The sequence below is a fragment of the Nostoc sp. genome (genome assembly GCF_036917575.1).
Lineage (GTDB): Bacteria > Cyanobacteriota > Cyanobacteriia > Cyanobacteriales > Nostocaceae > Nostoc.
This window is the reverse complement of the sequence record NZ_JBALDC010000045.1, coordinates 21,660-47,944: the sequence shown is the minus strand read 5'-3', so window position 1 is coordinate 47,944 and position 26,285 is coordinate 21,660. Positions and strand designations below refer to the sequence as shown.

21 protein-coding genes and 3 pseudogenes are annotated in these 26,285 nt (G+C 39.5%); 11 read left to right on the top strand and 13 right to left on the bottom strand.

Annotated features, from left to right (window positions below):
- Nucleotides 1-167: 167 nt before the first annotated feature.
- The 3 genes and pseudogenes from V7K79_RS11885 to V7K79_RS11875 all read left to right on the top strand — a co-directional run.
- Nucleotides 168-376: pseudogene (locus tag V7K79_RS11885) on the top strand (hypothetical protein); the annotation flags it as partial.
- A gap of 251 nt (nucleotides 377-627) precedes the next feature.
- Entirely contained in the window at nucleotides 628-1,131 is a 504-nt protein-coding gene (locus V7K79_RS11880; protein WP_335047818.1) for a GNAT family N-acetyltransferase, read from the top strand.
- A gap of 118 nt (nucleotides 1,132-1,249) precedes the next feature.
- Nucleotides 1,250-1,858 (top strand): TetR/AcrR family transcriptional regulator, encoded by a 609-nt coding sequence (locus V7K79_RS11875; protein ID WP_335047816.1) that lies wholly within the window; start codon nucleotides 1,250-1,252, stop codon nucleotides 1,856-1,858.
- A gap of 350 nt (nucleotides 1,859-2,208) precedes the next feature.
- On the opposite strand, the gene V7K79_RS11870 is transcribed toward V7K79_RS11875, so the two are convergent.
- The 5 genes from V7K79_RS11870 to V7K79_RS11850 all read right to left on the bottom strand — a co-directional run bounded on the left by V7K79_RS11870 (nucleotide 2,209) and on the right by V7K79_RS11850 (nucleotide 9,893).
- Nucleotides 2,209-3,690, bottom strand: coding sequence for an amidase (locus V7K79_RS11870; RefSeq protein WP_335047814.1), 1,482 nt, complete (start codon nucleotides 3,688-3,690; stop codon nucleotides 2,209-2,211).
- Between the two features lie 239 nt (nucleotides 3,691-3,929).
- Complete coding sequence (locus V7K79_RS11865) at nucleotides 3,930-4,910, bottom strand: magnesium transporter CorA family protein (protein ID WP_335047812.1); 981 nt, start codon at nucleotides 4,908-4,910, stop codon at nucleotides 3,930-3,932.
- 141 nt (nucleotides 4,911-5,051) lie between these two features.
- Nucleotides 5,052-7,112 (bottom strand): tetratricopeptide repeat protein, encoded by a 2,061-nt coding sequence (locus tag V7K79_RS11860; RefSeq protein WP_335047810.1) that lies wholly within the window; start codon nucleotides 7,110-7,112, stop codon nucleotides 5,052-5,054.
- 257 nt (nucleotides 7,113-7,369) lie between these two features.
- The gene (locus V7K79_RS11855; protein WP_335047808.1) at nucleotides 7,370-9,202 is read right to left on the bottom strand and encodes an aspartate kinase; all 1,833 of its coding nucleotides are present in this window, start codon (nucleotides 9,200-9,202) and stop codon (nucleotides 7,370-7,372) included.
- Between the two features lie 121 nt (nucleotides 9,203-9,323).
- On the bottom strand, nucleotides 9,324-9,893 hold the full coding sequence (locus V7K79_RS11850) for a Uma2 family endonuclease (RefSeq protein WP_335047807.1): 570 nt from the start codon (nucleotides 9,891-9,893) through the stop codon (nucleotides 9,324-9,326).
- Between the two features lie 97 nt (nucleotides 9,894-9,990).
- On the opposite strand from V7K79_RS11850, the gene V7K79_RS11845 reads away from it, so the two are divergent.
- Nucleotides 9,991-10,161, top strand: a complete 171-nt coding sequence (locus V7K79_RS11845; RefSeq protein ID WP_335047805.1) for a DUF433 domain-containing protein — start codon at nucleotides 9,991-9,993, stop codon at nucleotides 10,159-10,161.
- 17 nt (nucleotides 10,162-10,178) lie between these two features.
- Nucleotides 10,179-10,502: a DUF5615 family PIN-like protein gene (locus tag V7K79_RS11840; protein ID WP_335047803.1), complete on the top strand. Its 324-nt coding sequence runs from the start codon at nucleotides 10,179-10,181 to the stop codon at nucleotides 10,500-10,502.
- A 494-nt stretch (nucleotides 10,503-10,996) separates the two neighbouring features.
- Here the strand turns inward: V7K79_RS11840 and V7K79_RS11835 are convergent, their stop codons facing one another.
- The 3 genes from V7K79_RS11835 to V7K79_RS11825 all read right to left on the bottom strand — a co-directional run bounded on the left by V7K79_RS11835 (nucleotide 10,997) and on the right by V7K79_RS11825 (nucleotide 14,758).
- On the bottom strand, nucleotides 10,997-13,216 hold the full coding sequence (locus tag V7K79_RS11835) for a tetratricopeptide repeat protein (RefSeq protein ID WP_335047801.1): 2,220 nt from the start codon (nucleotides 13,214-13,216) through the stop codon (nucleotides 10,997-10,999).
- A gap of 183 nt (nucleotides 13,217-13,399) precedes the next feature.
- On the bottom strand, nucleotides 13,400-13,654 hold the full coding sequence (locus tag V7K79_RS11830; protein ID WP_335047799.1) for a hypothetical protein: 255 nt from the start codon (nucleotides 13,652-13,654) through the stop codon (nucleotides 13,400-13,402).
- 171 nt (nucleotides 13,655-13,825) lie between these two features.
- Nucleotides 13,826-14,758: a lysylphosphatidylglycerol synthase domain-containing protein gene (locus V7K79_RS11825; RefSeq protein WP_335047798.1), complete on the bottom strand. Its 933-nt coding sequence runs from the start codon at nucleotides 14,756-14,758 to the stop codon at nucleotides 13,826-13,828.
- A 155-nt stretch (nucleotides 14,759-14,913) separates the two neighbouring features.
- Between V7K79_RS11825 and V7K79_RS11820 the strand changes: the two genes are divergently transcribed.
- The 3 genes from V7K79_RS11820 to V7K79_RS11810 all read left to right on the top strand — a co-directional run bounded on the left by V7K79_RS11820 (nucleotide 14,914) and on the right by V7K79_RS11810 (nucleotide 19,105).
- Nucleotides 14,914-15,888 (top strand): alpha/beta hydrolase, encoded by a 975-nt coding sequence (locus tag V7K79_RS11820; RefSeq protein WP_335047796.1) that lies wholly within the window; start codon nucleotides 14,914-14,916, stop codon nucleotides 15,886-15,888.
- 565 nt (nucleotides 15,889-16,453) lie between these two features.
- Complete coding sequence (locus V7K79_RS11815) at nucleotides 16,454-17,353, top strand: alpha/beta hydrolase (RefSeq protein WP_335047794.1); 900 nt, start codon at nucleotides 16,454-16,456, stop codon at nucleotides 17,351-17,353.
- Between the two features lie 81 nt (nucleotides 17,354-17,434).
- Complete coding sequence (locus V7K79_RS11810) at nucleotides 17,435-19,105, top strand: phosphatidylglycerol lysyltransferase domain-containing protein (protein WP_335047792.1); 1,671 nt, start codon at nucleotides 17,435-17,437, stop codon at nucleotides 19,103-19,105.
- 130 nt (nucleotides 19,106-19,235) lie between these two features.
- Here V7K79_RS11810 and V7K79_RS11805 read toward each other — a convergent pair.
- Nucleotides 19,236-19,631: pseudogene (locus V7K79_RS11805) on the bottom strand (sensor histidine kinase); the annotation flags it as partial.
- Between the two features lie 408 nt (nucleotides 19,632-20,039).
- A pseudogene (locus V7K79_RS11800) lies at nucleotides 20,040-20,354 on the bottom strand (PAS domain S-box protein); the annotation flags it as partial.
- A 558-nt stretch (nucleotides 20,355-20,912) separates the two neighbouring features.
- Here V7K79_RS11800 and V7K79_RS11795 point away from each other — a divergent pair.
- Together V7K79_RS11795 and V7K79_RS11790 are read left to right on the top strand one after the other, a co-directional pair.
- Nucleotides 20,913-21,188, top strand: coding sequence for a DUF485 domain-containing protein (locus V7K79_RS11795; RefSeq protein WP_335047791.1), 276 nt, complete (start codon nucleotides 20,913-20,915; stop codon nucleotides 21,186-21,188).
- Between the two features lie 54 nt (nucleotides 21,189-21,242).
- On the top strand, nucleotides 21,243-22,811 hold the full coding sequence (locus tag V7K79_RS11790; RefSeq protein ID WP_335047788.1) for a sodium:solute symporter family transporter: 1,569 nt from the start codon (nucleotides 21,243-21,245) through the stop codon (nucleotides 22,809-22,811).
- 131 nt (nucleotides 22,812-22,942) lie between these two features.
- Here the strand turns inward: V7K79_RS11790 and V7K79_RS11785 are convergent, their stop codons facing one another.
- From V7K79_RS11785 to V7K79_RS11775, 3 genes are all read right to left on the bottom strand, one after another.
- Nucleotides 22,943-23,785: a tetratricopeptide repeat protein gene (locus tag V7K79_RS11785; protein ID WP_335047787.1), complete on the bottom strand. Its 843-nt coding sequence runs from the start codon at nucleotides 23,783-23,785 to the stop codon at nucleotides 22,943-22,945.
- A 572-nt stretch (nucleotides 23,786-24,357) separates the two neighbouring features.
- Nucleotides 24,358-25,278 (bottom strand): ribonuclease D, encoded by a 921-nt coding sequence (locus V7K79_RS11780; protein ID WP_335047785.1) that lies wholly within the window; start codon nucleotides 25,276-25,278, stop codon nucleotides 24,358-24,360.
- On the bottom strand, nucleotides 25,256-25,456 hold the full coding sequence (locus V7K79_RS11775; RefSeq protein WP_335047783.1) for a hypothetical protein: 201 nt from the start codon (nucleotides 25,454-25,456) through the stop codon (nucleotides 25,256-25,258). Before V7K79_RS11775 ends, V7K79_RS11780 begins: the two co-directional genes overlap by 23 nt.
- Before the next feature lie 282 nt (nucleotides 25,457-25,738).
- Between V7K79_RS11775 and V7K79_RS11770 the strand changes: the two genes are divergently transcribed.
- A complete protein-coding gene (locus tag V7K79_RS11770) occupies nucleotides 25,739-26,197 on the top strand; it encodes a BON domain-containing protein (protein ID WP_335047781.1) in 459 nt (152 codons plus the stop codon).
- Nucleotides 26,198-26,285 lie beyond the last annotated feature (88 nt).

The window sequence follows — 26,285 nt, the reverse complement described above, 5'->3', positions numbered from 1 at the left end:
TTCAACGAAGAATTCCGGCGGATTGTAACTTTAGATTCATTGGTTTCAATTTGGGAGTGCGATCGCAATCAAAATCATGTTCGTGTAAATTGGCGTTTTCGTACAGAAGATGCCAGAGTTAAGCTTTCCAAGATTTATCCAACCCTGCAGAATTAATGGGACAGACCACTAGTTTATCGCTGCGATCGCTCCGGCAGCAAATTGGTATAGTTGACCAAGATACCTTTGTGTTGGCAATACAATTCGGAAAAACATCAGTTTAGGTCATCTTGAAACTTCTTTAAAAGAAGTCATAAAAGCCGCTACACAAGCAGGCGCACATCAATTTATTAAAGAACTACCGATGGGCTACGAAACACTTATCGGTGAGGGTGGAGAAACATACCCTAGCCCCAGCCTTAGATGTATTCTTTGTGTCAGGAGGCTTAGATATCAATGTCAAAATGGAAGATGAAAAGTTTCTTAATTTTCTCAAAACCCAAGGTAAACAAGCCCGCTACGTTATTGCTGTCTGCTTCATTAACTTTTTCTCTGCGAGACACTACGCATAGCTTGCTTCTGTGTAGGAGTACACAATCTCAAATCTAAAATCCAAAATGGTATAATTTGAATGCTAGCCTTGAACCTATGAATTCTAACGAAATATCTCTTCGACCTGCCCAAGAAACAGATGCGTGGGTGCTGAGTGCAATTCATATTGCTGCTATCAAAGCTCTGCCTGCAACTTTATACACCCAAAAAGAACTTTTAGCTTGGCGCAATTACCGCGCCAAACCTGATGGTTCAAATATCTTAAAGAGTATGAAAGCAGAATCTTTCTGGGTTGCGATCAAGGGAGATGTTGTTATAGGTTTTGCTAGTTTCATTGTTGATGAACTAATCGGGTTGTATGTCCATCCGAAATATCAAGGTAAAGGGATTGGCCGTGCTTTAGTTCAACATTTTTGCGATGAAGCAACTGAGCAAGGTATAGATAAGGTAATTACAACCGCTAGCCTGTATGCTGAAGGGTTTTATTTACGACTGGGATTTACTGCCATCCAAAAAGCACCTCATTATTTAAGAAGTGGGATAGTTGTTCCAGTTATTAAAATGAGTAAAATATTAGCTACTACACCAAAATCAATTTGAAAAGGTAAATCTTTTCAATAACTTTAAAAATACTAGCATCAATATTATTTCCCCAAAATTACAACCACTTTTTCTACATATTCTATGATGAAAGGAAGGGAAGTACTTGCCAGCATAAATGCATAAAACCATTCGTTCATCAACTCTCACCCGCACACGTTTGATAGAAGCCGCCTTACAGGTATTTGCCAGTTTAGGTGTTCAAGGAGCAACTACCCGTGAAATAGCTCGTGTTGCTGGTGTGAATGAGGTGACTTTATTTCGCCACTTTGTTAGCAAAGAACAACTTCTCTTAGCAGTAATGAAAAATGCCTTGGCACTCCAGACAGAAGCCCTTGCATACCCCGAAGTGTGGACACAGGATCTAAAAATTGATTTAAAACGGTATGCTCATCTCTACAATACTATGCTAGAGACACAGGAGGACTTAATTCGTACCTTCATTGGAGAAGCTAAACGTCATCCAGAGGCAGCTAAACAAGTGATTCAAGAAGCTGCCAAGCCGTTAGCACAAAAACTAGTAGCTTACCTGCAATCGAGTCAGAAACTAGGCACTGTCAGGGCAGACCTCGATCCATTTCCGGTTGTCGATATGTTTACAGGAATGCTATTGGCTGGAATGCTATGCCGCAGTGCAAAATTCAATCAAGGCAGCTATAGCTGTGAAGACTATATTGAAACCTGTGTAGATATTTTTGTGCGCGGTATCAGTACCACTCCCCTCTAAATACTAATTAAAATTCAAAAAGCTAAATTTTATCTAGATTTATAGGCTTGTATTTGTCACATTATTTTTTTAAATTGGTAAACCTATCCCACTAATAATATCTGTGCTACAAAGCTTATACTTATTGAAAACTGAAAATAAAAGATCAAGGGTTTCAAGCACATATTAGAAAAAGAAGTAGGAATTTTTAGAATAACTAATTGTAAAATTCTGCCAAAAATTACCCTTGATAGCCTTCATTATTAGGTATCGATTCCAGATCAGTGCATACATTTAAACGAGCGAACGCATTTGTTATTTCGGCGACTGGGTTGTTTGAGTTTTTTAACTTACCGTGATATCACATCCGGTTAAAAATAGGCTGATGGATGGCGGAAATCACCAACCGCTTTGTCAAGTTCTTGAGCGATCGCTAGCAATTCCATCTCGCGCCATCGCTTGCCAATAATTTGGATTCCAATCGGCAAGCCATTGTGAGTTTGCCCAATCGGAATCACCACCGCCGGATGACCACTGAGATTAAATGGCATAGTGTAAGCTCCGTTTGCCACCGCATGAGGATAGGATTTGCCGTCTATATCAATAGCGCTCCAAGCCGGACAATGGGTAAATGCAGGAGTTGCTGTCACAGGAGTGAGCCATACATCCCACGCTTCTAGAGCTTCATCGATTTGGGCAATGAAGCGATCGCGTTCGGTGAGTGTCTCAAAATATCCTTTTAAGCTGGGATTTAAAAGTTCTGGCAGAAAGCTACTGAAATTCCCCAATTTTCGCAATTTTTTGTCGCCTTGAGTTGCCGTGCGAAAGAGTAACTCTAAGCTGCGTAGCACATTATAGCGATCCTTGGGTTGGGCGTAATTGTTGATATATGCTTCCATCCGTCCGCAGAGGTTCCACACTGTCGATAAATCAAAATCTTTGGGAAGCCAGCGTTCAACATGAGTACCTGCTTGAGCAAGTTTTTGCACCACTGTCTGCACTGCACCTCGAATTTCCGCAGCAACGGGAACCTCTACCCATTGATCGATCCAAGCAATTTTAAGATCCTGCAAAGACTTGCCTGATGGAGTATCAAGGGGAATCGGCGGCACATCTGGGCGACGCAGATCCGCACCAGCGATCAGCGAGAAACAAAGGCGAATATCTTCGAGCGATCGCGCAAAACAGCCAATAGTCAACATTTGTCGCAAGCATAGCGGCATTCCCGGTACTTCAGGGATACTTCCGGCGGTGGAAATACGGCGATCTGTTGGCTTTAAGCCATACACACCGCAGAAAGTCGCAGGCTGGCGCACGGAACCTGCAATATCGTTACCTATATCTAATGGTGAAAGTCCGGCTGCAACAGCAGCAGCACTACCTCCAGAACTGCCACCTGCTGTATACTCAAGATTCCAGGGATTATTTACCCGTGGAAACAGAGAATTTGTACTTTGATAATCACCAGCCAGTTCTGCCATGTTGGTTTTTCCAAGGATAATGGCTCCTGCTGTCCGCAGCCTTGCAACAACAGTGGCATCCTGTTGAGGAATGTAGTCTTTGAGAGGAATGTAACCTGCTGTGGTACGGAGTCCTACTGTTTCAAAAATATCTTTAATTGTCACAGGGACACCGTGCAGAGCGCCCCAGTGTTCTCCTCTAGCTAGGGCTTCATCTGCAAGCTTTGCTCTGGTACGAGCATTGTCTTCGTCTAACGTGCAAATCGCGTTTAACTTTGAGTTGTGTTTATAAATCTGCGCCAGGTAAGCATCGAACACTTCGACAGCAGAGACTTGGCGATCGCGAATCATCTGAGCAAGTTGATGAGCGGGTAGAAAAACTAAGTCACTCATGGGTTGATTTCACGTCATTTGTCAGATTCTAAGTTTCGATCGAGTTAATTATATTTATTTCAGTTTAAAAAGTTACAAGCTTTAAAACTCCAGGTCTAATTGGGTATTAGCGATCGCTATGCTCGAAATAGTGAATAAAATCACAGTCAACCACTTTTCAAACAACCTCTAAACCGACAGGCTTATAACCACAACTTTTTTAATAAATTGATAATTGTTTATTAGAAACTTGATAGATACTACAACCAACGTTGTTTTTTAGCATAAATAATACTGCTAATCACAATTAATACCATCATACAGATCACCGCAGGATAAGCCAATGGTTGCTCTAATTCCGGCATATATTTAAAATTCATACCATAGAAACCAGACATAAAAGTAATTGGTAAAAATATTGTTGATAGGATGGTTAGGCGATTAATTCGTTCACCTGTTTTGCTTGCAATATTATCACGTTGAATTTCCATTAATTCTGACATCCACGCTCTTAAAGCTTGATATTCTTGCCAGAGTTTATCAACGTGATGAACCAATTCTTGATTGAATAATTCTTTCACTGGCTGGCTAACCCATTGAAAATCTTCATTATCCATAATAGCCATAAGTAACTTGATGCTTTGAAAATTACGGCGTCCAGAACGAGTAGATTGCCTCATTGTAGCAATTTTCTGATACGTTGATTCATTACCAGAATTGTCTAAAACCTCATCTTCTAAATCATCAAGTTTTCTAGAAATATAGGTAAATACAGTTTCATAATTATTCAAAATATCTTTAAATATGAGATAAAAAAGATAGTCAATTCCCAGCTTTTGAATATCTATAGTTCTTTTTTGCAGATGATTAGTTAAAATATTGAAAACTTTTAGCTCAGTAATTTCAAAAGTGATAATAAATTTATTCCCAACTACAATATTACCCCGTACAACCTCAAACTCATTATTTTTGATTTGAGGAGTTAGGATTTCATAGCTATCAAATAAACAATCTTCTATATTTTCATCAATTCCTACAGGTGAATGGTTGAAAATCATGTTAACACGAGATGGATTGAGTCCAAAGTGCTTGATAATTCTAGCTGTTCCAGTGCGATCGCGGAAGTGAATACAGCGTAACCAAATATTATGAGAACCATCAATTCTTTTCAGTACCGTATCGACATCCCTGTTTGTGAATATTTCCAGGTTATCTGGATAAAAAGTCAGGAGAATTAGCATATAGCAATCCAAATTGAGTCGTTAAAAAATACTGTGACTCATCGTAAGAAGTACTAAAGTACTTACTATTAACTTTAAAAACTAGCTTGATAAAGCATTAGTGGTAAAATTGTAATATAAAACACATTATTGACTAATAACTCAGTTTTTTTCTATTTTCCCAGATTTCGGGCGTGTATTTTTCGCTGGCGCTGACTTATTTTGCAGAATTGCTATTTCTCGCTGTGCATCTTGATAACTATCTTGTTCCCCTTGCTGTTGGAATAGTTTTGCGGCTTTTCTGAAATCTGCGATCGCACCCGATTTATTTTTCTGCTTGGTGCGAATCACACCCCGGTTATAATAGGCTAAGGCATTGTTAGGACTAATTGCGATCGCTCGTGAATAATCCTGATTTGCAGCTTTTTTATTTCCCAGTTCCAGATAAGCATTACCACGGTTGTTGTAAGCTGCTATATTATTTGTATCTAATTTCAGCACTGCGGTATAATCTTCAATAGCACCTTTATAATCTCCAAAGGAAAAGCGGTGAATACCTCTGTGAATGTAAGCTGCAATAAATTTAGGATCTATTTGTAAAATAGTGTTGTAATCTTCAGTAGCTTCTACTTGATTTCCCAAATCGCTATAAATATCACCGCGATTCAGATAAGCCTCTATGTATTTGGGATTGATATTAATTGCATCTGTGTAATCTTTAATTGCTTCATATTTTTGTTGATTAATAGATTGAGTTAAACCCCTTTGATAATAAGCTTTAGCATCGCTAGGATTAATCTTAATTACTTTATCAAAATCTTGGATTGCTTCAAGTCTTTGTTTGAGGCGGCGGTGGAGAATACCTCGTTGCAAATAAGCTTCGGTATACTGAGGTTTGAGGGCGATCGCTTTGCTAAAATCTCCAAGTGCGCCTTTATTATCCTTCAATTGAGCATAAGCTAATCCTCGTCCATAGTATGCATAAGCATCTTTGGAATTTAACTTTATTGCTTGGGTATAGTCTGCGATCGCTTCTTTGTTTTTGCCTAATTCCGAAAAAGCAAATCCTCGGTCAAAATAGCCATTAGCATCTTGAGGATCGAGTAAAATAGCTTGACTAGAATCTGCTTGTGCTTGCTCGTAATCTCCTAATCGATAATAAGCATCACCTCGCCGATTATAAGCCAAAGCGTTTTGCGGATCTAATTCAATAATCTGATTGAAATCTGCAATTGCTCCTTCATAGTTTCCTGACTCATATTTATTTACTCCCTCTTGGTATAATGTTTGTTGGGCATCATTTACAAATTTTGGCGATCTCAATTGCCAAGCTGCCACACTAAGAGTAATACAGCCAGCTATCCCCGCTAAAACTAATAATAATTTTTTCTGATGGTGTTTTTGTTGATTGTCATCAGCATTTGTGAAATTTTTCAGGTCGTCTAAAACTTCGGTTGCATACTGGTAGCGCTTACGATAATCAAAACGCACCATTTTATGAATAATTTTTGCTAATTTTCTGTTAACTTTTAAATTTTTATCGCGCCAAAGTATTTCACCCGTTAGCTTATTTTTCTGACTTCGTAAATTAGATATTTCCTTTGTAGGTAAACCTTTTAATGCTGCGATCGCAACCATACCTAAAGCATATATATCACTGTTGTATTTGAGGTTGCCGTTAATTTGTTCTCTAGACATATACTCAGAATTGTCAACAGTATTATCGATTGCTTCATTAAAAGTACCTAAATTAATCAAAACTAACTTTTTATCTGATTCGCGACGGATAAGATTTGCTGGTTTGATATTCCGATGAATCATGCCATAGCTGTGTACAACAACTAAAATTTCTAATATCTCTGACAAAAGACTAATTACTTCATTTTCTTTTAAAGGTTGTCCCTGAATAATTTCCTCAGTTAAAGGATTACCGGGTATGAATTCTTGAACTATATAAAAATCTTCATTTTCTTCAAAAGAAGTAATGAGTTTTTGGATTTGGTCATTTTTCTGTCCCAACTTTTCTAAAGTTGCTGCATTATCGGCAAACAAGCGGCTTAAAATTGTTAAAGATTGAGAATTGCTACTAGAAGAACGTAACTGCTTTACTATAAATTGGCTGCCAAAAAGATTAACATCTTCAACTAGATAGGTTTTTTCTTTTTCCCCATCCTTGAGAACTTTTAGTATTTGATAATGTCCATCTAAAAAATGACTATTCATCAATATAAGTTATAGTCTGATAAATTGTTTGATTATAGCTTACGTGTTATAGGGAAGAAGCAGAAGGTAAAAACGATTTTTATCTAATATTGAGTTTTACATCTTGTACCTGATTTACTTGCAAACTGCTGTAAATATTTATTTATTAAGCGAATTCAAATGAGATTGATGCGTGGGCTGCCACCGCGTGTATATTTCAAAGTCCCTCTCCCAAGCTTGGGAGAGGGATTTAAGCTGAAAGCTGATTAATTCAGGTTTTATACTGGAACGACAAATTTCTCGCTACCAGCTAGTTCAAAGGCTGCATGAATAGCTTGCAAAGCTTTAACACCTTGCTCTTGCGCCACAACACAACTAATTTTGATTTCTGAAGTGGCAATCATCTGAATATTAATTTCTTGTTGGGCTAAAGCTGCAAACATTTTAGCAGCAACACCTGGTTGTCCGATCATACCTGCACCGACAATACTCACCTTAGCGATCGCACGATCTAAAACAACTTCACCCCATCCTAATTCTGCCGCTACTTGGGTAAGCATTTCTTTAGCATTTTCCCCGTCTATCTGCGAGACTGTAAAAGCAATATCTCGTCTGGGAACACCATCAATCACCCGGCAGCGCTGAGATTGGATAATCATATCAACGCTGATATTATGTTGTGCTAATAATCCGAACAACTTTGCCGCCATCCCCGGACAATCTGGCAATTGGCGAATCGCAAGACGCGCTTGATTTAAATCAAGGGCAACGCCGCGAACTGGGGGACAATTAGGCAGAGGAGAATCTAGGTATGGACTCTCCTCTGCTTCCTTGCTTCTCTGCTCCCCTGCTTCGATTTCAAAGGCACTGCGGAGTGCTAAGACGGCGCGATCGCATTCTGCGGCATTGACTACGCAACTGACTTTCACTTCGCTGGTGGAAATCATTTGGATATTCACGCCAGCTTCAGCTAATGTGGCAAACATCTTTGCAGCAACACCAGGACGGCCAATCATTCCTGCACCTGCGATGCTGACTTTGGCAATGTTACGTTCTATCATTACCTCGGCTTCGTCAAATTTGGGGTTAGATTGACTCCGCAGTGCTGGGGCGATCGCTGTTGCTACTGCTTCTGCCCGTTTTAGTATTGGTGTTGTCACCGTAAAGGCAATGTCATTACTGTTACCTTCGTGAACTGACTGAATAATCAAATCTACATCTAGTTTTTGCCGAGAAATTTCGCCAAATAACCTGGCTGCAACACCTGGTTTATCGGGGACGCGCAACAAAGCGACCTTTGCTTGGTTAGTGTCAAATTCTACATGATCTACAGGACGGGCAATTTCTAGATTAATTAGCGATCGCCCTTGGGGTTTGGCTGATGTCACCCAAGTTCCTGGTTGATCCGTCCAGCTAGACCTAACTACAAGGGGAACACCGTAGTTACGGGCAATTTCCACAGCACGGGGATGCAGCACTTTTGCGCCCAAGCTAGCTAATTCCAACATTTCATCGCAGCTGATGGCATCCATCAATTGCGCTTCAGCAACTAAGCGGGGGTCTGTAGTAAGAATCCCTGGAACGTCTGTATAAATTTCACAAAAATTCGCATTTAATGCGGCTGCGATCGCCACTGCTGAGGTGTCGGAACCACCACGCCCTAAAGTCGTAATTTCCATCTCTCCGACGCTGGATATACCTTGGAAGCCAGCTACTACAACTACTTTACCTGCATTTATGTGGCGAGTGAGGCGAGTAGTTTCAATATGCAAAATTCGAGCGCGGCTGTGTTCAGCTTCAGTAACAATTCCTACCTGAGCGCCAGTCATAGAAATTGCAGGCTGTCCGAGTTCCTGCAAAGCCATACTGAGTAAGGCAATAGTTACTTGTTCGCCAGTAGAAAGCAGCATATCCATTTCCCGGCGGTTAGGATTTGGAGAAATTTCAGTAGCTAGTTTGACGAGTCCATCGGTGGTTTTGCCCATTGCTGAAACCACTACAACAATAGAGTTTCCAGCTTTAACAGTTTTATAAACACGCTGTGCAACAGCTTGAATACGTTCCACTGAACCGACAGATGTACCACCGTATTTCTGAACTATGAGCGCCATAACTTTTTATTTAATCAATTGTGCCTGCTTTCATTAACGCTTCCGCCTGGTAAGGAAGCCTTCAAGGCTTATCAGTTATATAGTTTACTAAATATCGTGGCGAATGCCCGATCATAATTGACTATTCAAAAACTACATCTTCGTAGAGTGCTGCCATTGTTTCCTCAAAATCAACGCTATTGAGTCGAAATGATTGATGTTCTGCTGTGTAGGATTGTAAAACCCACAACCCTTGCTCATTGCGTCGAAAACACTCAACTCGTTGACGTTTTGTATTAATTAAAACATATTCTTGCAGACTTTCCAGGGTTTGATAATCGGCGAATTTGTCGCCCCGGTCAAAGGCTTCAGTAGAATTAGATAAAACTTCGACAATTAAACAGGGAAATCTTTTATAACCTGGCGTTTGTTGATCTCGGCGATCGCAAGTAACCATCACATCGGGATAATAAAAGCGATTCAAAGATTCAATTCTGGCTTTCATGTCAGCAATGTAAACACGACAACCAGAGCCGCGCAGATGATTACGGAGGAAAGATGCCAGGTTAAGAGCAATTGTAACGTGTGAATCTAGCGCTCCAGCCATTGCGTAGATGTAGCCGTCTATATATTCATACTTGATATTGTTTTGTTCCTCTACTTGCAGGTATTCTTCAACGGTGACGTAGTTTTGTTGGGGCGAAGCTATCATAGTTGAAACTTTAGGATTTGAGGGATACTGATTTATAGAATAGCGTTTGCTGTGGATTGAAGTTAGTTTTTGAGAGAGATTTTGGAGAGATAATTTTATGTTAGGTCTAGATAGAATTACATTTGACCCTAGTATTATGGGTGGACAAGCTTGCATTCGCGGAATGCGAATTCCGGTTTCTTTATTAGTCAATTTGGTAGTTAATGGAAAACCTGTAGAAGAAATTTTAGAAGAATATCCTGATTTAGAAGCAGAGGATATTCGTTAATCTCTACTTTATGCAGCGTGGTTGACTCAAGAACGGGTTTATCCATTCAAAATTGCTTAACCACTAAAATGAAGTTTTTGGTAGATATGGGAATTTCACTACGCACTGTATCTTGCTTGCGTGGCGATGGTTATGATGTCGTGCATTTACGCGATGAAGGTTTGCAAAGACTACCAGATAATGAAATTTTAATTAAAGCCCGTATAGAAGGGAGAATTTTATTAACTGACGTACTGTGTTATCTGCAATTATCTCAACGGCTGTTAGTGACAGATAATCGCGCTAGTATGCCAACTCATTTAGAAGCACATTGGTCAGAAGGTGGATATATTTGGGGCTAGTTTGGGAGACTACTGAGGCAGAAGAATGGATAGATCAGTTGGAATGGATTGCTTTTAAGCGATCGCTTTTCTTTCGGCTCAATGATATACCAAAATGAATGCGTGAATTACTTAAATGAGTAAGCAAACTGGGGTTTGAGTAAGTCAAAGCTGCTTTTGCTTGCGGAAAACACCAAAATGAGAAAGTAAAAGCTGCTTTTGAGTAAGTCAAAGCTTATTTTGCTTGCGGAAAACACTAAAATGAGAAAGCAAAAGCTGCTTTTGAGTAAGTCAAAGCTTATTTTGCTTGCGGAAAACACCAAAATGAGAAAGCAAAAGCTGCTTTTGAGTAAGTGAAAGCTCATTTTGAGTAAATAAAATCGCATTTTTACTTAGTTCAATATGAATTTTAGTTTAGGCGATACCTTCGGTGAGCTTCTCTTCGAGAGGCTTTGCCAACGCGAACGCTAACGCACTTTTCAGTTTTATCACTGTACGCTTTGCACAAAACTAGCTTATTCTGGATTTGGGGGGAGGCGATCGCGAAGATTTGCTAGATTTTCAAGACACTTAACAGTCCAGGGATGATTCACCCCTAATCGTTGCTCACAAATCTCCAATGCTTGCAGATACAATGGTTCAGGTTCCGTATAGCGTTCTTGTAAATAGTACAGTTTTGCCAGATTGTTGAGACTAACTGCGACATCTGGATGTTCTTCACCCAGCAGTTTGCGCCTGAGTGCTAAAGCTTGGATATGAAGGGGTTCGGCTTCGCTGTATCTGCCTTGAAAGTTGTAGAGTGTTGCTAGGTTGTTGACACCAAGTGCAACAGATGGATGTTCTTCACCCAGCAGCTTGCGATAGAGTACCAGAGCTTGGATGAAAAGGGGTTCAGCTTGGCTGTATCTGCTTTGAGAGCAATAAAGAAACGCTAGGTTGTTGAGACTAAGCGCGACATCTGGATGTTCTTCACCCAGCAGGTTGCGCCTGAGTGCCAAAGCTTGGATGTGAAGGGATTCAGCTTGGCTGTATCTGCCTCGAAAGTTGTAGAGTACCGCTAGGTTGTTAAGACTAGCTGCGACATCTGGATGTTCTTCACCCAGCAGCTTGCGCCAGAGTGCCAAAGCTTGGATGTAAAGGGGTTCGGCTTCGCTGTACCTGCCTTGGCAGTCGTAGAGAAACGCTAGGTTGTTCAGACTTTCTGGGACATCTGGATGTTCTTCACCCAGCAGCTTGCGCCTGAGTGCCAAAGCTTGGATGTAAAGGGGTTCGGCTTCGCTGTACCTGCCTTGGCAGTCGTAGAGAAACGCTAGGTTGTTGAGACCTTGTGTAACATCTGGATGTTCTTCACCCAGCAGGTTGCGCCAGAGTGCCAAAGCTTGGATGTGAAGGGGTTCGGCTTGGCTGTATCTACCTTGGCAGTCGTAGAGAAACGCTAGGTTGTTAAGACTTTCTGCGACATCTGGATGTTCTTCACCCAAGCGCTTTTTAGTGACTTCTAAACACTGCTCATACCAAGGTAAAGCTTGGTTATATAAACCTTGACCACTGTAAAATTTAGCATTACTGGTGAAAGCCCAAATTAAATCATCATCACTGACATATTGAATGAGATTTTTCGTTACTTCAGCTAAATGAGGTATTGCAGGTGTGACATCGGTGATTTGTTTAAGGGTGGGAGTTTGAGGAATATTTTTAACAACTGCTATCATTACCCGGCAAAGCGATCGCTTAAGTTCTTCTGCCTTTTCTAAACCTGTACACTTGTATTGGAAAAACTGCCGCAATAGTGGATGCAATTGGTAAATTCCCTTACCTTTGCGTTGGAGTAAGTGCAGATTCAGCAAGCGATCATCTCTAATTTCTTCTAAATCTTCGGCATCTTCCTCTGGTAAACACTGTTCCACCAACTTCCAAGGTATGAGTGCGGCTGCAAATAAACTCAATAAACAACCCAATTGTTTATCGTCGTCCTTTAATTCTTGCCAACTCAACTCAAAGGCTGCTAACACACCTTGTTGTGCTGTCATGTCGTCTTCCAACTTAGATTTAGAGAGAGAACGCTCATCTAATCGCTTGTTCTCTAACCGCCGCAACATTTCTGTTAAAGATAAATCCTGTTTCCGCGCCAGATAGCGCCCCACTAATTCCACGCCTAAAGGTAAATATCCCAGCCACTCACACAACTGATTTGCTAAAGCTAATTCTCGCTCAATTCGCTCTGGTGTTTCTTTAAGCAAAGATTTTAATAACTCCAGCGCCGCTTCTGGTTGCAGCACATCCAAAGATAACTGTGCGATGCGTCCCAACTCCTGGCGTGTAGTCATCAACACTTGAAACCGAGATGGTAGGGACTGAAAATAAGGCTTAACTTGCTCGTAATCGCTTACATCATCCAGCACTAGCAGCACATCACCTTCACGCCAACGCCGCCAACAGTATTGTACTTGGGCGAGTAAATCAAAATCTTCTGGTGGCTTTAAATCAAACTGCGTTCTGGCAAACTGCACAACTTGAATGCCCACATCCCCAGTTTTTGCCAGCAACCAGCAAAGCCCACCGTTATATATTTCGCGTTGCTGGATGGCATATTGCAGGGCGAGTTCTGTTTTACCAACTCCACCCATCCCGGCAATAGCTGCGATCACAACTTGTTTATTATCCTGCAAAAGTTGGTGGAGGTTTTGCAATTCCTCTTCACGCCCGACAAATTCCACCACCCCACTCAGGGGCAAATTTTGCGGTATTCCAGTAGAGAGATTTAACTTTACCCGTTCCCGTTCGGGCGACGGTAGTCAGAAGTTTAAGGTGTTACCAGAAATGGTATTAGTTCCACCTTTAATATTTATCCCCTGCCAATTTTCAATAATAGTGTTCGTAAGTTGAGGTTGTGCCTCATTAGCTACAGCTTCCACTGCTTAAGCAATTTCAGGATCTTTCTTTGCCGCTTCCTCTACCTGCTGCCCAATAAGATAAGCTTGATTGTAATCTAAAGGTTGCGTTTTAGCCTGTTCAATAACCTTCGCCGTGCTAGGTTGCTTGCGTTTGAGCAAAACTAACAACTTTTCACCTTCATCCCAAGCCTTCTCGCCGATGATTTCACCAGTTTTTTCAAAGGCTTTGGTGATTACCAAAGTGGCGATCGCAGCTGCTGTCAGTGATACTGGCTCCATAAATTCGCCAAAACATACGAAATTTTACTTATGGTTCTCAGTCTAACAGCCTCTAAACAAGTGATGAAGAACAACTAACAAAATAAATTATAAAAAAATTAAGGAACGACTCCCAACAAAACCTCTGTGTACCTTTGCGCTTACCTCTGCATCCCTTTGCGTTATAAAAACCTAATCCCTGACTCTAAATTTAATTTCATATATTCCCAGCAAACCTGCCGCAATCAGCAAAGGTAAGAAATAATAGACTCCCCGATAAGCTAACATTGAACCCAAAACTACCGCCGCCGAAACTTTTGAAGAAAGAATCAGCAAAATTATAGTTTCAAATACTCCCAAACCTCCAGGGACATTACTAATCACACCTGCAAACATCGCTAGTAAATAAATGCCTAAAAAGTCTAGATATGACAAAGATATATTGCTAGGAAGTAAAGCATAAAGAACTGCCGCCGCCAGAATCCAGTCAAAACTAGAAATTGCTATTTGAGCTAGGGATATGTTAAAAGAAGGAAATCGAAATTCATATCCACGAATTATTAATGGTTGTTTAATAAAAATACTTCCTAGTAAATAAGCCGCAACTAATAGTAAAAAAATTACGCCGATGGGACGCACAGTAGCAAAAGGTAAATGTAATTGAGTGGGAATCTTGAGGGGGTTGATGATAAATAAGAAACCTGCAACAGCAAACATCCCCAACCAAAAAGTAAAATTGGCGAAAGCAATTACTTGAGCGATCGCCACTGCTGATACTCCCCAACTAGCATAAAATCGATAACGGATAGCACTGCCAGTTAGCAAGGCAAAACCGATGGTATTACTAAATGCAGAGCTAATAAAGTTAGTGAAAGCTATCTTATTCCAACTTAGGGAACGATTAATGTAGTTAAAACCTAAGATATCGTACCCAATCATCACTAGATAGCCGAAAGCTGTCAGCCAAATTGCCCAACTTAAGCGACTTTTGGGAATAGCAGCTAGAGAGTTGAGGATATCACGATAATTATACTGATGTAATTCATTAGCGATCGCCCACAGGGAAAGCACCAGCAGTAACAAGCCAAACAAAGAACTCAAATTGAATTGCAGCTTTTTAAGCATTATGAAGAAACTTATCCTAACTCTTGACTTTTAATTTACAACCAGTCGCAAAGTTTCCATCCTGTTGACACAGTATCGACATATTATTTGCATAAACTTTTGAAAACAAGCACCAATTACTTAATAATGTTCTGTTTAACCAATACTTTTCAAAAATGAACTACAAACAATCTAAAATTTTCTTGTTATTTTCAGTATTAACCCTATTTGGCTGTAATTTTTCCCAAGGTGTCGTCGCAAAACCACCGCAACAGCAAGATTTACAAACAATGCCTTCCGTTCTTCCAACCCAGCCTAGCAACTTGGCGACTCCTCTAACTTATAAATTTGAAACTTACGATAGTAAAGTAATGGATGCAAGTCGCACTTATGGCGTTTCTTTACCTCCTGGCTATGAGCAAAACTCAAAACAAAGGTATCCTGTAATCTTTCTCTTACACGGTGGACATGGTGATCCCAGTAGTTGGTTTATTCAGAGTAAGGGACAAGCTCTCAAGACTGTAGAACAACTTTATACTACAGGTAAGTTGCCACCCAGCATCATCATTACACCAGATGGCAACGACAAGCGTGGCTCTAGTCCCTACCGAGATCCCGAATATATCGATGGCCCTAATGGTAAAATCTCTACAGCCGTAGGCGATGAATTAGTAAAAGTCATCCAAAGCCGTTATCGTACAATAAATAATCCAGATTTTTGGGCGATAGGTGGTTTATCTTCTGGTGGTTGGGGAGCAATTAATGTCGGATTACACAACCTAGATCGGTTCTCAATTTTATTTAGTCATAGTGGCTATTTTCAAGATAAAAGCGGCCCAGCAAATAGCCCAATATCTTATATTAAAACCATTCCTCCACAAGCTCAAAGAAAGCTGAAAATATATCTAGATTCGGGCACATCAGATACTGATGAACTCGGTGAAGCAGAGCGATTTAGTAAAGTCCTAAATCATCTGAAAATTTATAATTCATTTCGTCAGTTTCCTGGCAGTCACACTTGGAAATACTGGCGGGAACATTTAGCAAATTCCTTAACATTTGTCGGCGAACAATTTCGAGCTTCAGAAACAGCAAATATGGTGAAGAGAAACTTAAGTATTAATCAAAATAAAAATACTAAAAATAATTGAAAATCTCTAATGCTTTGTCAAGCTATAGCAATTCTAATAAAATTGTGAAAATTTTTGTTATGGTCGTTATTGGGAACTTCCAGAAATTAAATTATTTAATGATAATGAGCGAAGACGAGCATTAGATTCTTTCTCCCCTGCTTCCCCTACTCACCAAAGCGGTGGGTATTTTTTTAGTTGGAAGATCCCTTAGTTTATTTGTCCTACCCTGCTGTCAGCCGTCAACGCGTCATTAGTCAATTTATGATTACAAACGACAAATGACTAATGACTAATGACGACCAACCCCAAAAATATTTTACAAATGATTTAGGACTGCTATAGTAATGAGAAGTTTGTAGTAAAAACTTTAGTGCTTAGAAAATTAAGAATTAAAGTCTTTACTACGAACTTACTTGCCTATCAATTTCAACTTGACGGGCTACCAGTAGAAATAATACTATTTTGCCGACCAGTTGATACTTAAAAGTTAAGGTGAAAAACTATACTGCCATTTTTCAAAATATTCATTATAGTAAATTCTAATGGAGGTGATTTTTTTAAAAGTTAAAAGAATATAAAGAATATGAAAATTAATAAATTATTAATTAGCTTGACAGGAGCGATCGCACTCCTTACTAGCGCTGGTTATTATTATGTATTCATCTTAGGTGCGCCACAACTAGACCCACCCAAAGAAGAGGCAACTACTGGGCTAAAATTTCAATTAGCAACCTTTAACTCCCAAGCAATGGGTGCAGTCCGTAACTATGGCGTGATTTTGCCACCTAGTTACAACAAAAATCCGCAAAAACGCTACCCTGTGATATTTTTACTACACGGAGGTCATGATGATGCTCGTGCGTATGCTGATAAATATGCACTTTTAGACGTATTGCATGAACTTTATCAAAGTGGGAAATTACCGCCATCGATTGTAATTACACCTGATGGTAATGATAATCGCGGTTCTAGTCCTTTATACGACCCCGATTATTTTGATGGACCGAATGGCAAAGTGGGAACTTTGATTGGCTCAGAATTAGTACAAGTTGTCAAGTCGCGCTACCGCACTTTGGAACAACCCCAATTTTGGGCGCTAGGAGGTCTATCTTCTGGAGGATGGGGTGCATTTAATATCGGATTACGCTATCTCAACAACTTTCAGATTTTGTTTAGCCATAGCGGTTACTTTACTGATGATAGCGGCTCACAAAATAGTCCTCAACAAATTGTGCAACAGCTACCAGTTCAACATAGGAAGCGATTACGTGTTTATCTAGATGCAGGTGTGAACGATACTAATTTGCTAGCTTCTACTAAAGCTTTCAACGAAATCTTAAATAAATTAGGCATTGCTCACGTATTTTATGCATTTCCTGGAGGTCATGGTTTGTCTGGTGCAGATATAGGTTGGAATTACTTTCACAAACATCTTAAAGATTCACTATCCTATGTCGGAGAACAATTTAAAAAGTCAGAGTAGAGACGCGATTAATCGCATCTGTATAGGAGTTAAGAGTTTTAACTCCAAAGCAAATGACAAATGACAAATAACAAATGACAAATGACTAATAATTTAAAAACTCAGATTGGACTTTGGAGTGCAGCTTTCCTAACAGGTTTAGTCGGAGTAGTAAATTTATTATCAGCCGTGACACCTAACCTGTATGGACGGAATCACTGGTTAAAAGAATTTTTACCATTTGATGTTCGTGCTAGTGGTCATATATTTGCAGCATTAACTGGATTTATTTTACTAACACTTGCTACTAATTTATTACGCCGAAAAAGAATAGCCTGGTTACTAACCATTGCTCTACTAGTAATTTCTATTTGCAGCCACTTACTGAAGGGACTGGACTATGAAGAAAGTCTACTCTCAGGAGTTTTGCTAGTGCAATTAATTTTGATGCGCCATTTTTTCACGGCACAATCAGACCGTCCTTCCATTGCACGGGGAGTTAGAGTTTTGATAGGCGCTTTATTATTTACCCTGGCATACGGAACTATTGGATTTTACTTGTTAGATGGCAAATTTTCCGAGAATTTTAATTGGCGGGAAGCGATAGTTCAGACTTTGGCGATGTTCTTCACCGAGGATAATTGGGGACTGCAACCAAAAAGCAAATTTGGAGAATTTTTTGCGAATTCTATCTATGTTATTGCCGCAGCTACTATTACTTATGCAATAGTAATGCTGTTGCAACCTGTATTTTGGCGGAATTTAGCAACTACAAATGAGCAACAAAGAGCTAAAGAAATTGTCGAGCAATATGGATGTTCTTCTTTAGCAGCGCTGACACTCTTAAATGATAAAAGTTATTATTTCAGTCCTTCGGGTAACAGTGTAATTGCTTATGTTCCCAAAGGACGGGGCGCGATCGCTTTAGGAGATCCCATTGGCCCCATTGAAGACCGCAAAGAGACAATTATTGCTTTCCAGCAGTTTTGCCAGCGTAATGACTGGTATCCTGGCTTTTACCAAACCATGCCTGATGATGTTGAGCTTTATAAATCGTTGGGGTATAAGGTACTCAAGATTGGAGAAGAAGCGATCGTTGACCTGAAAAGTTTTACATTACAAGGTAAAGCTGGTAAAAACTTTAGACCATCAATCAGTCGTTTAACTAAGCTAGGATACCAAATCGACTTTCACCAACCACCCATCAACAATGATTTATTGCATCGGCTCAAATCTGTGAGTGATGAATGGTTGAAAATGGCACAAGGTTCAGAAAAACAATTTTCTTTGGGTTGGTTTGACGAAGCTTACCTGCGAGAGTGCGAAATTGCTGTGGTATATAATCCCGAAGGTCAGATTAGCGCCTTTGCCAATATTATCCCGGAGTACCAACTTAACGAAGCAACTATTGACATGATGCGACATCGCTCATCTCTTGAAAATGGCACAATGGACTTTCTATTTATTTCCCTACTCCAGCATTTTAAAGAGGGTGGTTACGACAGCTTTAATTTTGGTCTTTCAGCCCTTGCTGGAGTTGGAGACAACCCCGAATCACGCGGCTTGGAAAAAATATTGCACTATCTTTACGACCATTTGAATCGCTTTTACAACTTCCAGGGACTGCACGCTTACAAGGAGAAATTCCGCCCTCGTTGGGAACCGCGTTATTTCGTTTACCCCAGTTTAGCCACCTTACCAGATGTAGTTGTAGCATTAATTCGTGCAGATTCAGGCGATCGCCTCTTCGATTATTTCAAACCCGGAGCCTGAATTTGCGAAAAAATAACGTGCTGGTTCCTTGCTGTTCCTCTGAATTGCATATTTCAACCGATTAAGAACAGATATATCAAGCGATGCCTACACGACTGAATATTTATGAAATACAATTGTACTACAAAAGATGAACATCCACTGCTTTCATTTCTGCTTCATCCAATCGTGAGAAGTTCCGCAACGACAGTACAATGTTGCGAATGCGATCGCTTCCTATTTGCATGGAATTTAGTAATTTTTGTAGGTCTTGAATGACGAAATCTAACTCGATCGCTTCTATTCCTTTCTGAATCACTGGTGTTGGATGAGGATATTCTTTTTGGTAAAGCTGTAGTATTTTTAGCAATTGTTGGATATATTCTTTAGCATGAGTAATATTGCCATTAATAAAGTTAATCGGATTATTAATTTCGTGAGCTACACCCGCAACTAATTGTCCCAAAGAAGACATTTTTTCTGTTTTAATTAGTTGTGCCTGGGTCTTTTGTAATTGTTCAAGGGTTTCTTGAAGTTGTTGATTTTTTAGAGTTAATTCCTGCTCCCTTTGTCGCAAAGCAGCCTCTGCTTTTTTGACAGCAGTAATATCTAAACCCATTTCCACAACCATCGGTTTACCATTCATATCCTTAAATGGATAATCGTAAATCTGATATATCCGATCTGTTTTACTATCCACCCATTCCCAAAGTTGCGGAGCATTACTGTCAAAAACGCGAAAGGTGGGACATTGAGGACAAGGTTGCTTTAATCCGGCGATCGCTTCGTAACAACGTTTCCCTGTCGGGTCTCCAAATACCTCGCGGAAGCGTTGGTTATAAAATCCCACCCCGTAATCTTTAGGTTGCAGATAGAGAAAAGCTGGTAACTGATTGAGTAGGTTATAAAGGCTTTCCCGTTCAGTTTGCAACGCTTCTATTCGCCGCAGTTGTTGGCTGATGTCTTTACCTACTGCATAAATGAGTCCTTTTTGAGAAGTTGATAAACTCCAACACAACCATCGATAACTACCATCTTTATGAAGATAACGGCTTTCCCACTGCAACAGTTGCAGTGGTTCCGTTGGCAAATAATTGATTGTGATATCCTCTGGATGCACTAATCCCAGCCACGGATGCCCGATTAAGTTTTCTGCCTTCCATCCCAACACTTGTTCCCATGCTGGATTCACTTGCTGGTAAAAACCATCTTGGTCGATGATACAAAACAGGTCAGATGAAAGGTAAAAAAAATCTTCTAGATTAAACACAGTAATCTTGCTACTCAAGTTGTGCCTTTAAGGTAACTAAGCATATCCACTAACTTCAATGTTAAGATTACTGAAGTAATTACTATCTAATATTATTCAGTATTTTTACTTAAAAATATATGTGGCAACTGCTTATCATTAGTTTCGATAAATATACTTTAATAAATTTTGGTAATGCCCCATCAGTGGAATAACAAGTTATACACTTGAAGAATTTTAAAGCCTGGTAGGGACTACGTATTTATTTTATTTTTTAATATATAAAATTTAATTAATGAGCTAGGTATTTAAATTTTTAATTATAAAAAATACTATTATAAACACAATTACAAATTACCGAATAGCTCGGCTTTATTTGTGTCTAACTGCATCTATAATTTTATGTTTCTCTGACTCAAAATAGAGTCGCTATTGTCTTGTTATTTTGAGATATAACTTTGCAAAGTTAATTTTATCACCTGATATAGCAATAAATTTACTAACAATCTTTAAGAAAATTACGCAGAAATCAGCTTCAATGAGACAATCTCACCTAATCTTCTCAATCTAAAGGAAGACATGAACGATCGCACAAAGGCTCTCCAGGCTCTCGCCGCTGAACGTTGGCGGATATCCCTGATTCTCAGTGGAGCCATGATGTTTATTTACTTCGGCTTTATCTTATTAATCGCGTTCAATAAGCCGCTGCTGGGGTCATTAATAGTTCCTGGTCTCAGCCTGGGAATTTTATTAGGAGCGTTAGTAATTGTCTCAGCATGGGTATTAATTTTTGTTTACGTGCGTTGGGCAAATAGCAGTTACGATGACCAAATCGCAAGGCTAACACGTAAGTGAATTAGCTATTAGCAATTTCTAGTCCCAAATTCAAAATACTAAACCAAAAAAAGCATGAATAGTGTATGGTTCGATCTGCCACTAGCGGCGGATATTACCAGTCTTGGTCAGTTTAACCCATTAGCGATCGCTTTCTTCTTTCTGTTTGTTGCCAGTTCTCTAGGCATTACTTATTGGGCGGCGAAGCTCACCAAAAATACGGCACAGTTCTACACAGCTGGCGGTAATATTAGCGGTTTCCAAAATGGGCTAGCCCTAGCAGGAGACTTTATGAGTGCAGCTAGCTTTTTAGGTATCACTGGGCTGGTGGCACTCAACGGCTTTGACGGCTTAATTTATTCTATCGGCTTCTTGGTGGGCTGGCCGATTGTTATGTTTCTAATTGCCGAACCGTTACGTAACTTAGGTAAATACACTTTTGCTGATGTAGTGGCTTATCGCTTGCAGCAAAAACCTGTACGTATTGCCTCTGCAATTGGAACGCTGGTAGTAATTAGCTTTTACTTAATTGCTCAGATGGTAGGTGCTGGGGAACTAATCAAACTACTGTTTGGCTTTGATTATGAATTAGCTGTGGTCATCGTCGGTTGTGTGATGATGGCTTATGTGATTTTTGGCGGGATGATTGCCACCACTTGGGTACAAATTATCAAAGCAGTTTTGTTGCTTGGCGGAACTGTCTTACTAGCTATCTTGGTACTGGCACGATTTGATTTTAACCCGATCGCTCTTTTAGCTGCTGCATCTGAGAAATATACAGGTGTATTAGCTCCAGGCAAACTAGTTTCCGATCCCTTTGATGCGATCTCTTTAGGTATGTCTTTGATGTTCGGCACTGCTGGATTACCCCACATCCTAATGCGTTTCTACACAGTACCCAACGCTAAAGCAGCGCGGCTTTCTGTTACTTACGCCACAGCTATTATTGGCGTTTTTTACCTCCTTACCTTCATTTTGGGGTTTGGAGCAATGGTGCTAGTAGGTCAAGATGCGATTAAGCAAATCGGTACTGGTGGTAATATGGCTGCGCCGATGTTAGCAGAATTTCTCGGTGGTGATGCTTTCTTAGGTTTTATTTCGGCTGTTTCCTTTGCAACTATTTTGGCAGTTGTCGCTGGGTTGACACTCTCAGGTGCAGCTGCATTGTCCCACGATTTGTGGGTGAACGTGGTGCGATCTGGTCATGCTGACGAGTCAGAACAACTGAAGGTGGCTCGTGGTGCGACAATGGCTTTGGGATTAGTGGCAATATTTCTGGGTATTTTGTTTAAAGGACAAAACGTAGCTTATATGGTAGGTTTAGCATTTGCGATCGCTGCGAGTGCAAACTTCCCAGCTTTGCTTTTATCAATGCTTTGGCGACGCTTCACTACTAATGGTGCAGTTGCAAGTATGTTAGTAGGTACTGTCTCTTCTTTAGTGCTGATTTATTTGTCACCTACTATTCAAGTAACGATTCTCAAGCACGCTTCTGCACCCTTTCCTCTAAAAAATCCCGGATTAATCAGTATCCCACTGGCGTTTATTGTGGCGATTATCGTTTCACTATTGAGTACTGAACAACTGGCAGTAGAAAAATTTGCGGAAGTTGAGGATCGCATTCACATTGGTTCTGGGATGTGATTTTGTCAACGCATAAACAAGCCTAAACTTAGAACTCAGGGCGAATGGAATTCGCGGCTACACAAACAAAGCCAACCTCTGTGCGATTAAGAGAAAATTAAGGTTTTTATACCCATAGAGGTTGGTTTTGCCTACTGTCCAAGTTCTTTGATGTTATCCATCACTTGTTGGTATAAGTCGTTGTTACCTTGACTTTGAAAAATGCTTGCTGCTTGTTGTAAGTCCTTAAGTGCCCTCTGTTTGTCTCCATTAGCGGCGCGGGCATTTCCTCGGTTATTGTAGGCAGGGCCAAAGTTAGGATTGAAGCGAATGGCTTGATTGTAATCTTCGATCGCACCTTGAGGATCTCCATTGGCAGCACGGGCATTTCCTCGGTTATTATAAGCGATCGCATATTTGGGGTTAAGGAGAATTGCTTGGTCAAGATCGTCTATTGCCCCTTTTTTGTCTCCATTGGTGGCGCGGGCATTTCCCCGGTTACTGTAGGGTTCGGCATAGTTAGGATTTAGGCGAATCGCTTCACTGTAATCTTTAACTGCTTCTCTGTTGTTTCCCAGTGAGGCGCGGGCATTCCCCAAGTTATTGTAGGCTTCGGCATCGTTAGGATTGATGCGGAGTGCTTGATTGTAATCTGCGATCGCTTTTTCCTTGTCTCCCAAATCAAAGTAGGCTAATCCCCGCGCATTGTAAGCAGCGCTATATTGAGAATTCTGACTAATTGCCTTACTGTATGAAGCGATCGCAGCTTGTAAGTCGCCGTTTAAATGCTGATTCTTTCCCTGAAGATAGAATTCTCCACCAACAGAAGTTGTAGCTGAACGACGATTAGGTTGAGTGACTCCTATTTCTGTCACTAAAACATTGTCATTCTTGCTGCAAGAAACACTGCTAATTGCGGTCAATGTAGTAAAAACAGCTATGGTAAATACTTGATTTACCTTTGGTAGCTTTTGTCTAAATAAACGCCGTTTCATAATTTAATATAAACTGCCAAAACACCTGAACGCAATTAGTGCCAAAATATAAATTTTAATTCTTTCACTCAATAGTTATTTTAACTTTTGATGTAAGAATTCAGCACCCAGGAGTCAGAAGTCAGATTTTCTAAGGAGTTTAGTATTAATAAGATATTCATTTACCAAATCTGACTCTGATTCTTTAACTATTCTGACTCCTGAATTCTGACTTCTGAGTTCTTACCTTTTGATAGAGATTTAAAGTCAATTAATAAATTTACTTTATATTCCAAAGATTTATTTAATAGTTATCTTAAATAACTTGCTGGAAATATAAAGTATAAAACTTGTCACTTTGGCTTTTTGCTATTGTCATATTTGTATTTCTTTACAATAATTTTATGAACAATAACATCTTTCTTTTTTAAAATAAATGTGAAGATTTTTCTTAATAAAAACTCCATAAACTCTAGTTTTTGTAGCTATTTATACCAATTTTTAAAATAAAGTAACATATTAAAACCCAGATATAGTCTAGCTTTATTAATTACGAATTACGAATTACGAATTACGAATTGATATTAGACAATTCATTCATCCTCGATATCGCTCTCTTGAGTTTTAGGATTTAGCCGCCAAGAGGTGCTTTTTTCAATATCTACAGAGAGTTTTTCTAAATTTTGCCCTAAATCTTTTTGGAGCTTTTGAGTTAGTGCGATCGGAAAATCTAAATTAATACCTTCACTTTGTGCTAGCCTTGCCAATTCTGTAAAAGTAGCTTTGATTGTGGTTCGTTCATAGCTAGTCAGTTTGTAATTAGAAGTTTCAGATATATTCTGAGCTTGCATGGCTTTTTTTATACGTTCTTGCAAATGCTCAGATTCTGAATTCAATAACTTGCATTGCTGCTCAATTTGTGAGTATATAGTACTTAGTGTTTTTAAATCTTCTGTTACGGAATCGGGGCTGGCTTGGGCTTGTAATGTTAATAAGTTTGAGTAGATTTGAGCCAGATAAATACAATCTAAGTAAGCATACTCTATCTGTTCTTCAGTTAGAGGGCGTTTTCCCCAATCGCTTTTTTGTTCTTGTTTATCGATATTGTTGAAGCTACAAAGCGCTGTAGCGATTGTTTTGAGTTGGTAGTTGGGTAATGGCAATAGATAGTAGGGAATTTTTTTAGCCATTTCCAAAGTGCAAGTGATATTTTTGGCTTTCTTGCTACCGAGAAATTTTAGATCGTAACTCGCGTTATGAAAAACTTTTTCAATTGCAGAATTTATCATAATTTTTTCAATAAATTCAGCTACAATATGAGGCTGATCTAAAACATCTAAAACATAGACGCGATCGCCACTCATATCTTGAGGATTATCTAATACCTGAATCACCGATAACCGGGGATTACGACTTTTATAGTCAGCTACTTCTGTATCTATCCACAATGTTTTAGCATTGGTATATTCAGTAACAATTGCAAAAATTTCGTTAACCGAAGTAAGGTAGGGCATTGGTTAATATTTCCTGATATTTAAGGCATTGTAAGTAAGCCATAGTTTTATAAAGTAACATTTTGTTGGTGAGTTTGCTGGCATAGGATTGCAAAAAGGCTGAAGTTTGAAATTCGTCATAGACATCGCCAAATTGATTCAAATCTGATAACATCGAGTCACCACTGTGGGGTGGCATCGTCTACCATCGAAAGAGTTACTCAGCATCTACGTTAAATTCATAAAGAGCAATAGATTGTATGCATCTGGTTAGTAGCCGTCAGGAAAATTGAATTGGTATTTCTCAAAACTGGACGCAAAATCTTAGCTTCAAGAAATCGTCCAAATTTCAATTTTCAGTAACCTGAGCTATTGCTGAGGCATTTTTGTTACTTCACTTTTAATTGTTTTTTTAAATTTGCTCTTCACCATCACACACATCTCAATTAACCGCTTCAAGTACTCAATTCGGAGATAGACAATGAAAAAGCTAATTCTATTAGTAGTTAGTGGTATTTTGGTAATTGGTACTTTTGGCTGCCAAGAAGCTCCTAAAACTGGTTCGGAAACTCCTAGTACAACTAATGAAACTGCTGAAGTACCAGCGAAACCAGCTTCCCAAACAAATCAAACTCTCAAAGTTCCAGAAACACAAACTACTCCTTTAGCAGCTAGTACAGGTACTAAAGTTAAAACCGATTCTGAAAAAACCGCAGCAACCAAAGTTAAGAGCGATTTAAAAACTGAAGTTAGTGAAAAGTTGAATAAAGGCTTACCAGGCAATAAGTTACAAGTTGAAAACAAACAGGGTGAAATTATCCTCAAAGGTACAGCCGCTTCTGTTGAAGAACTCAAGAAAGCTGAAACTTTGGCTAAAGAAATTCCAGGTGTGAAGACAGTGAAGCTAGAAGCAAAAGTTGATACTGTAAAAAAGTCCTAAAAGAATAACTGAAGCTTTCAGTTAGCATTGGCACGAAAACCAAATAGAGACTTACATCTGTGCAAGTCTCTGTTTTTTACTTACTTAA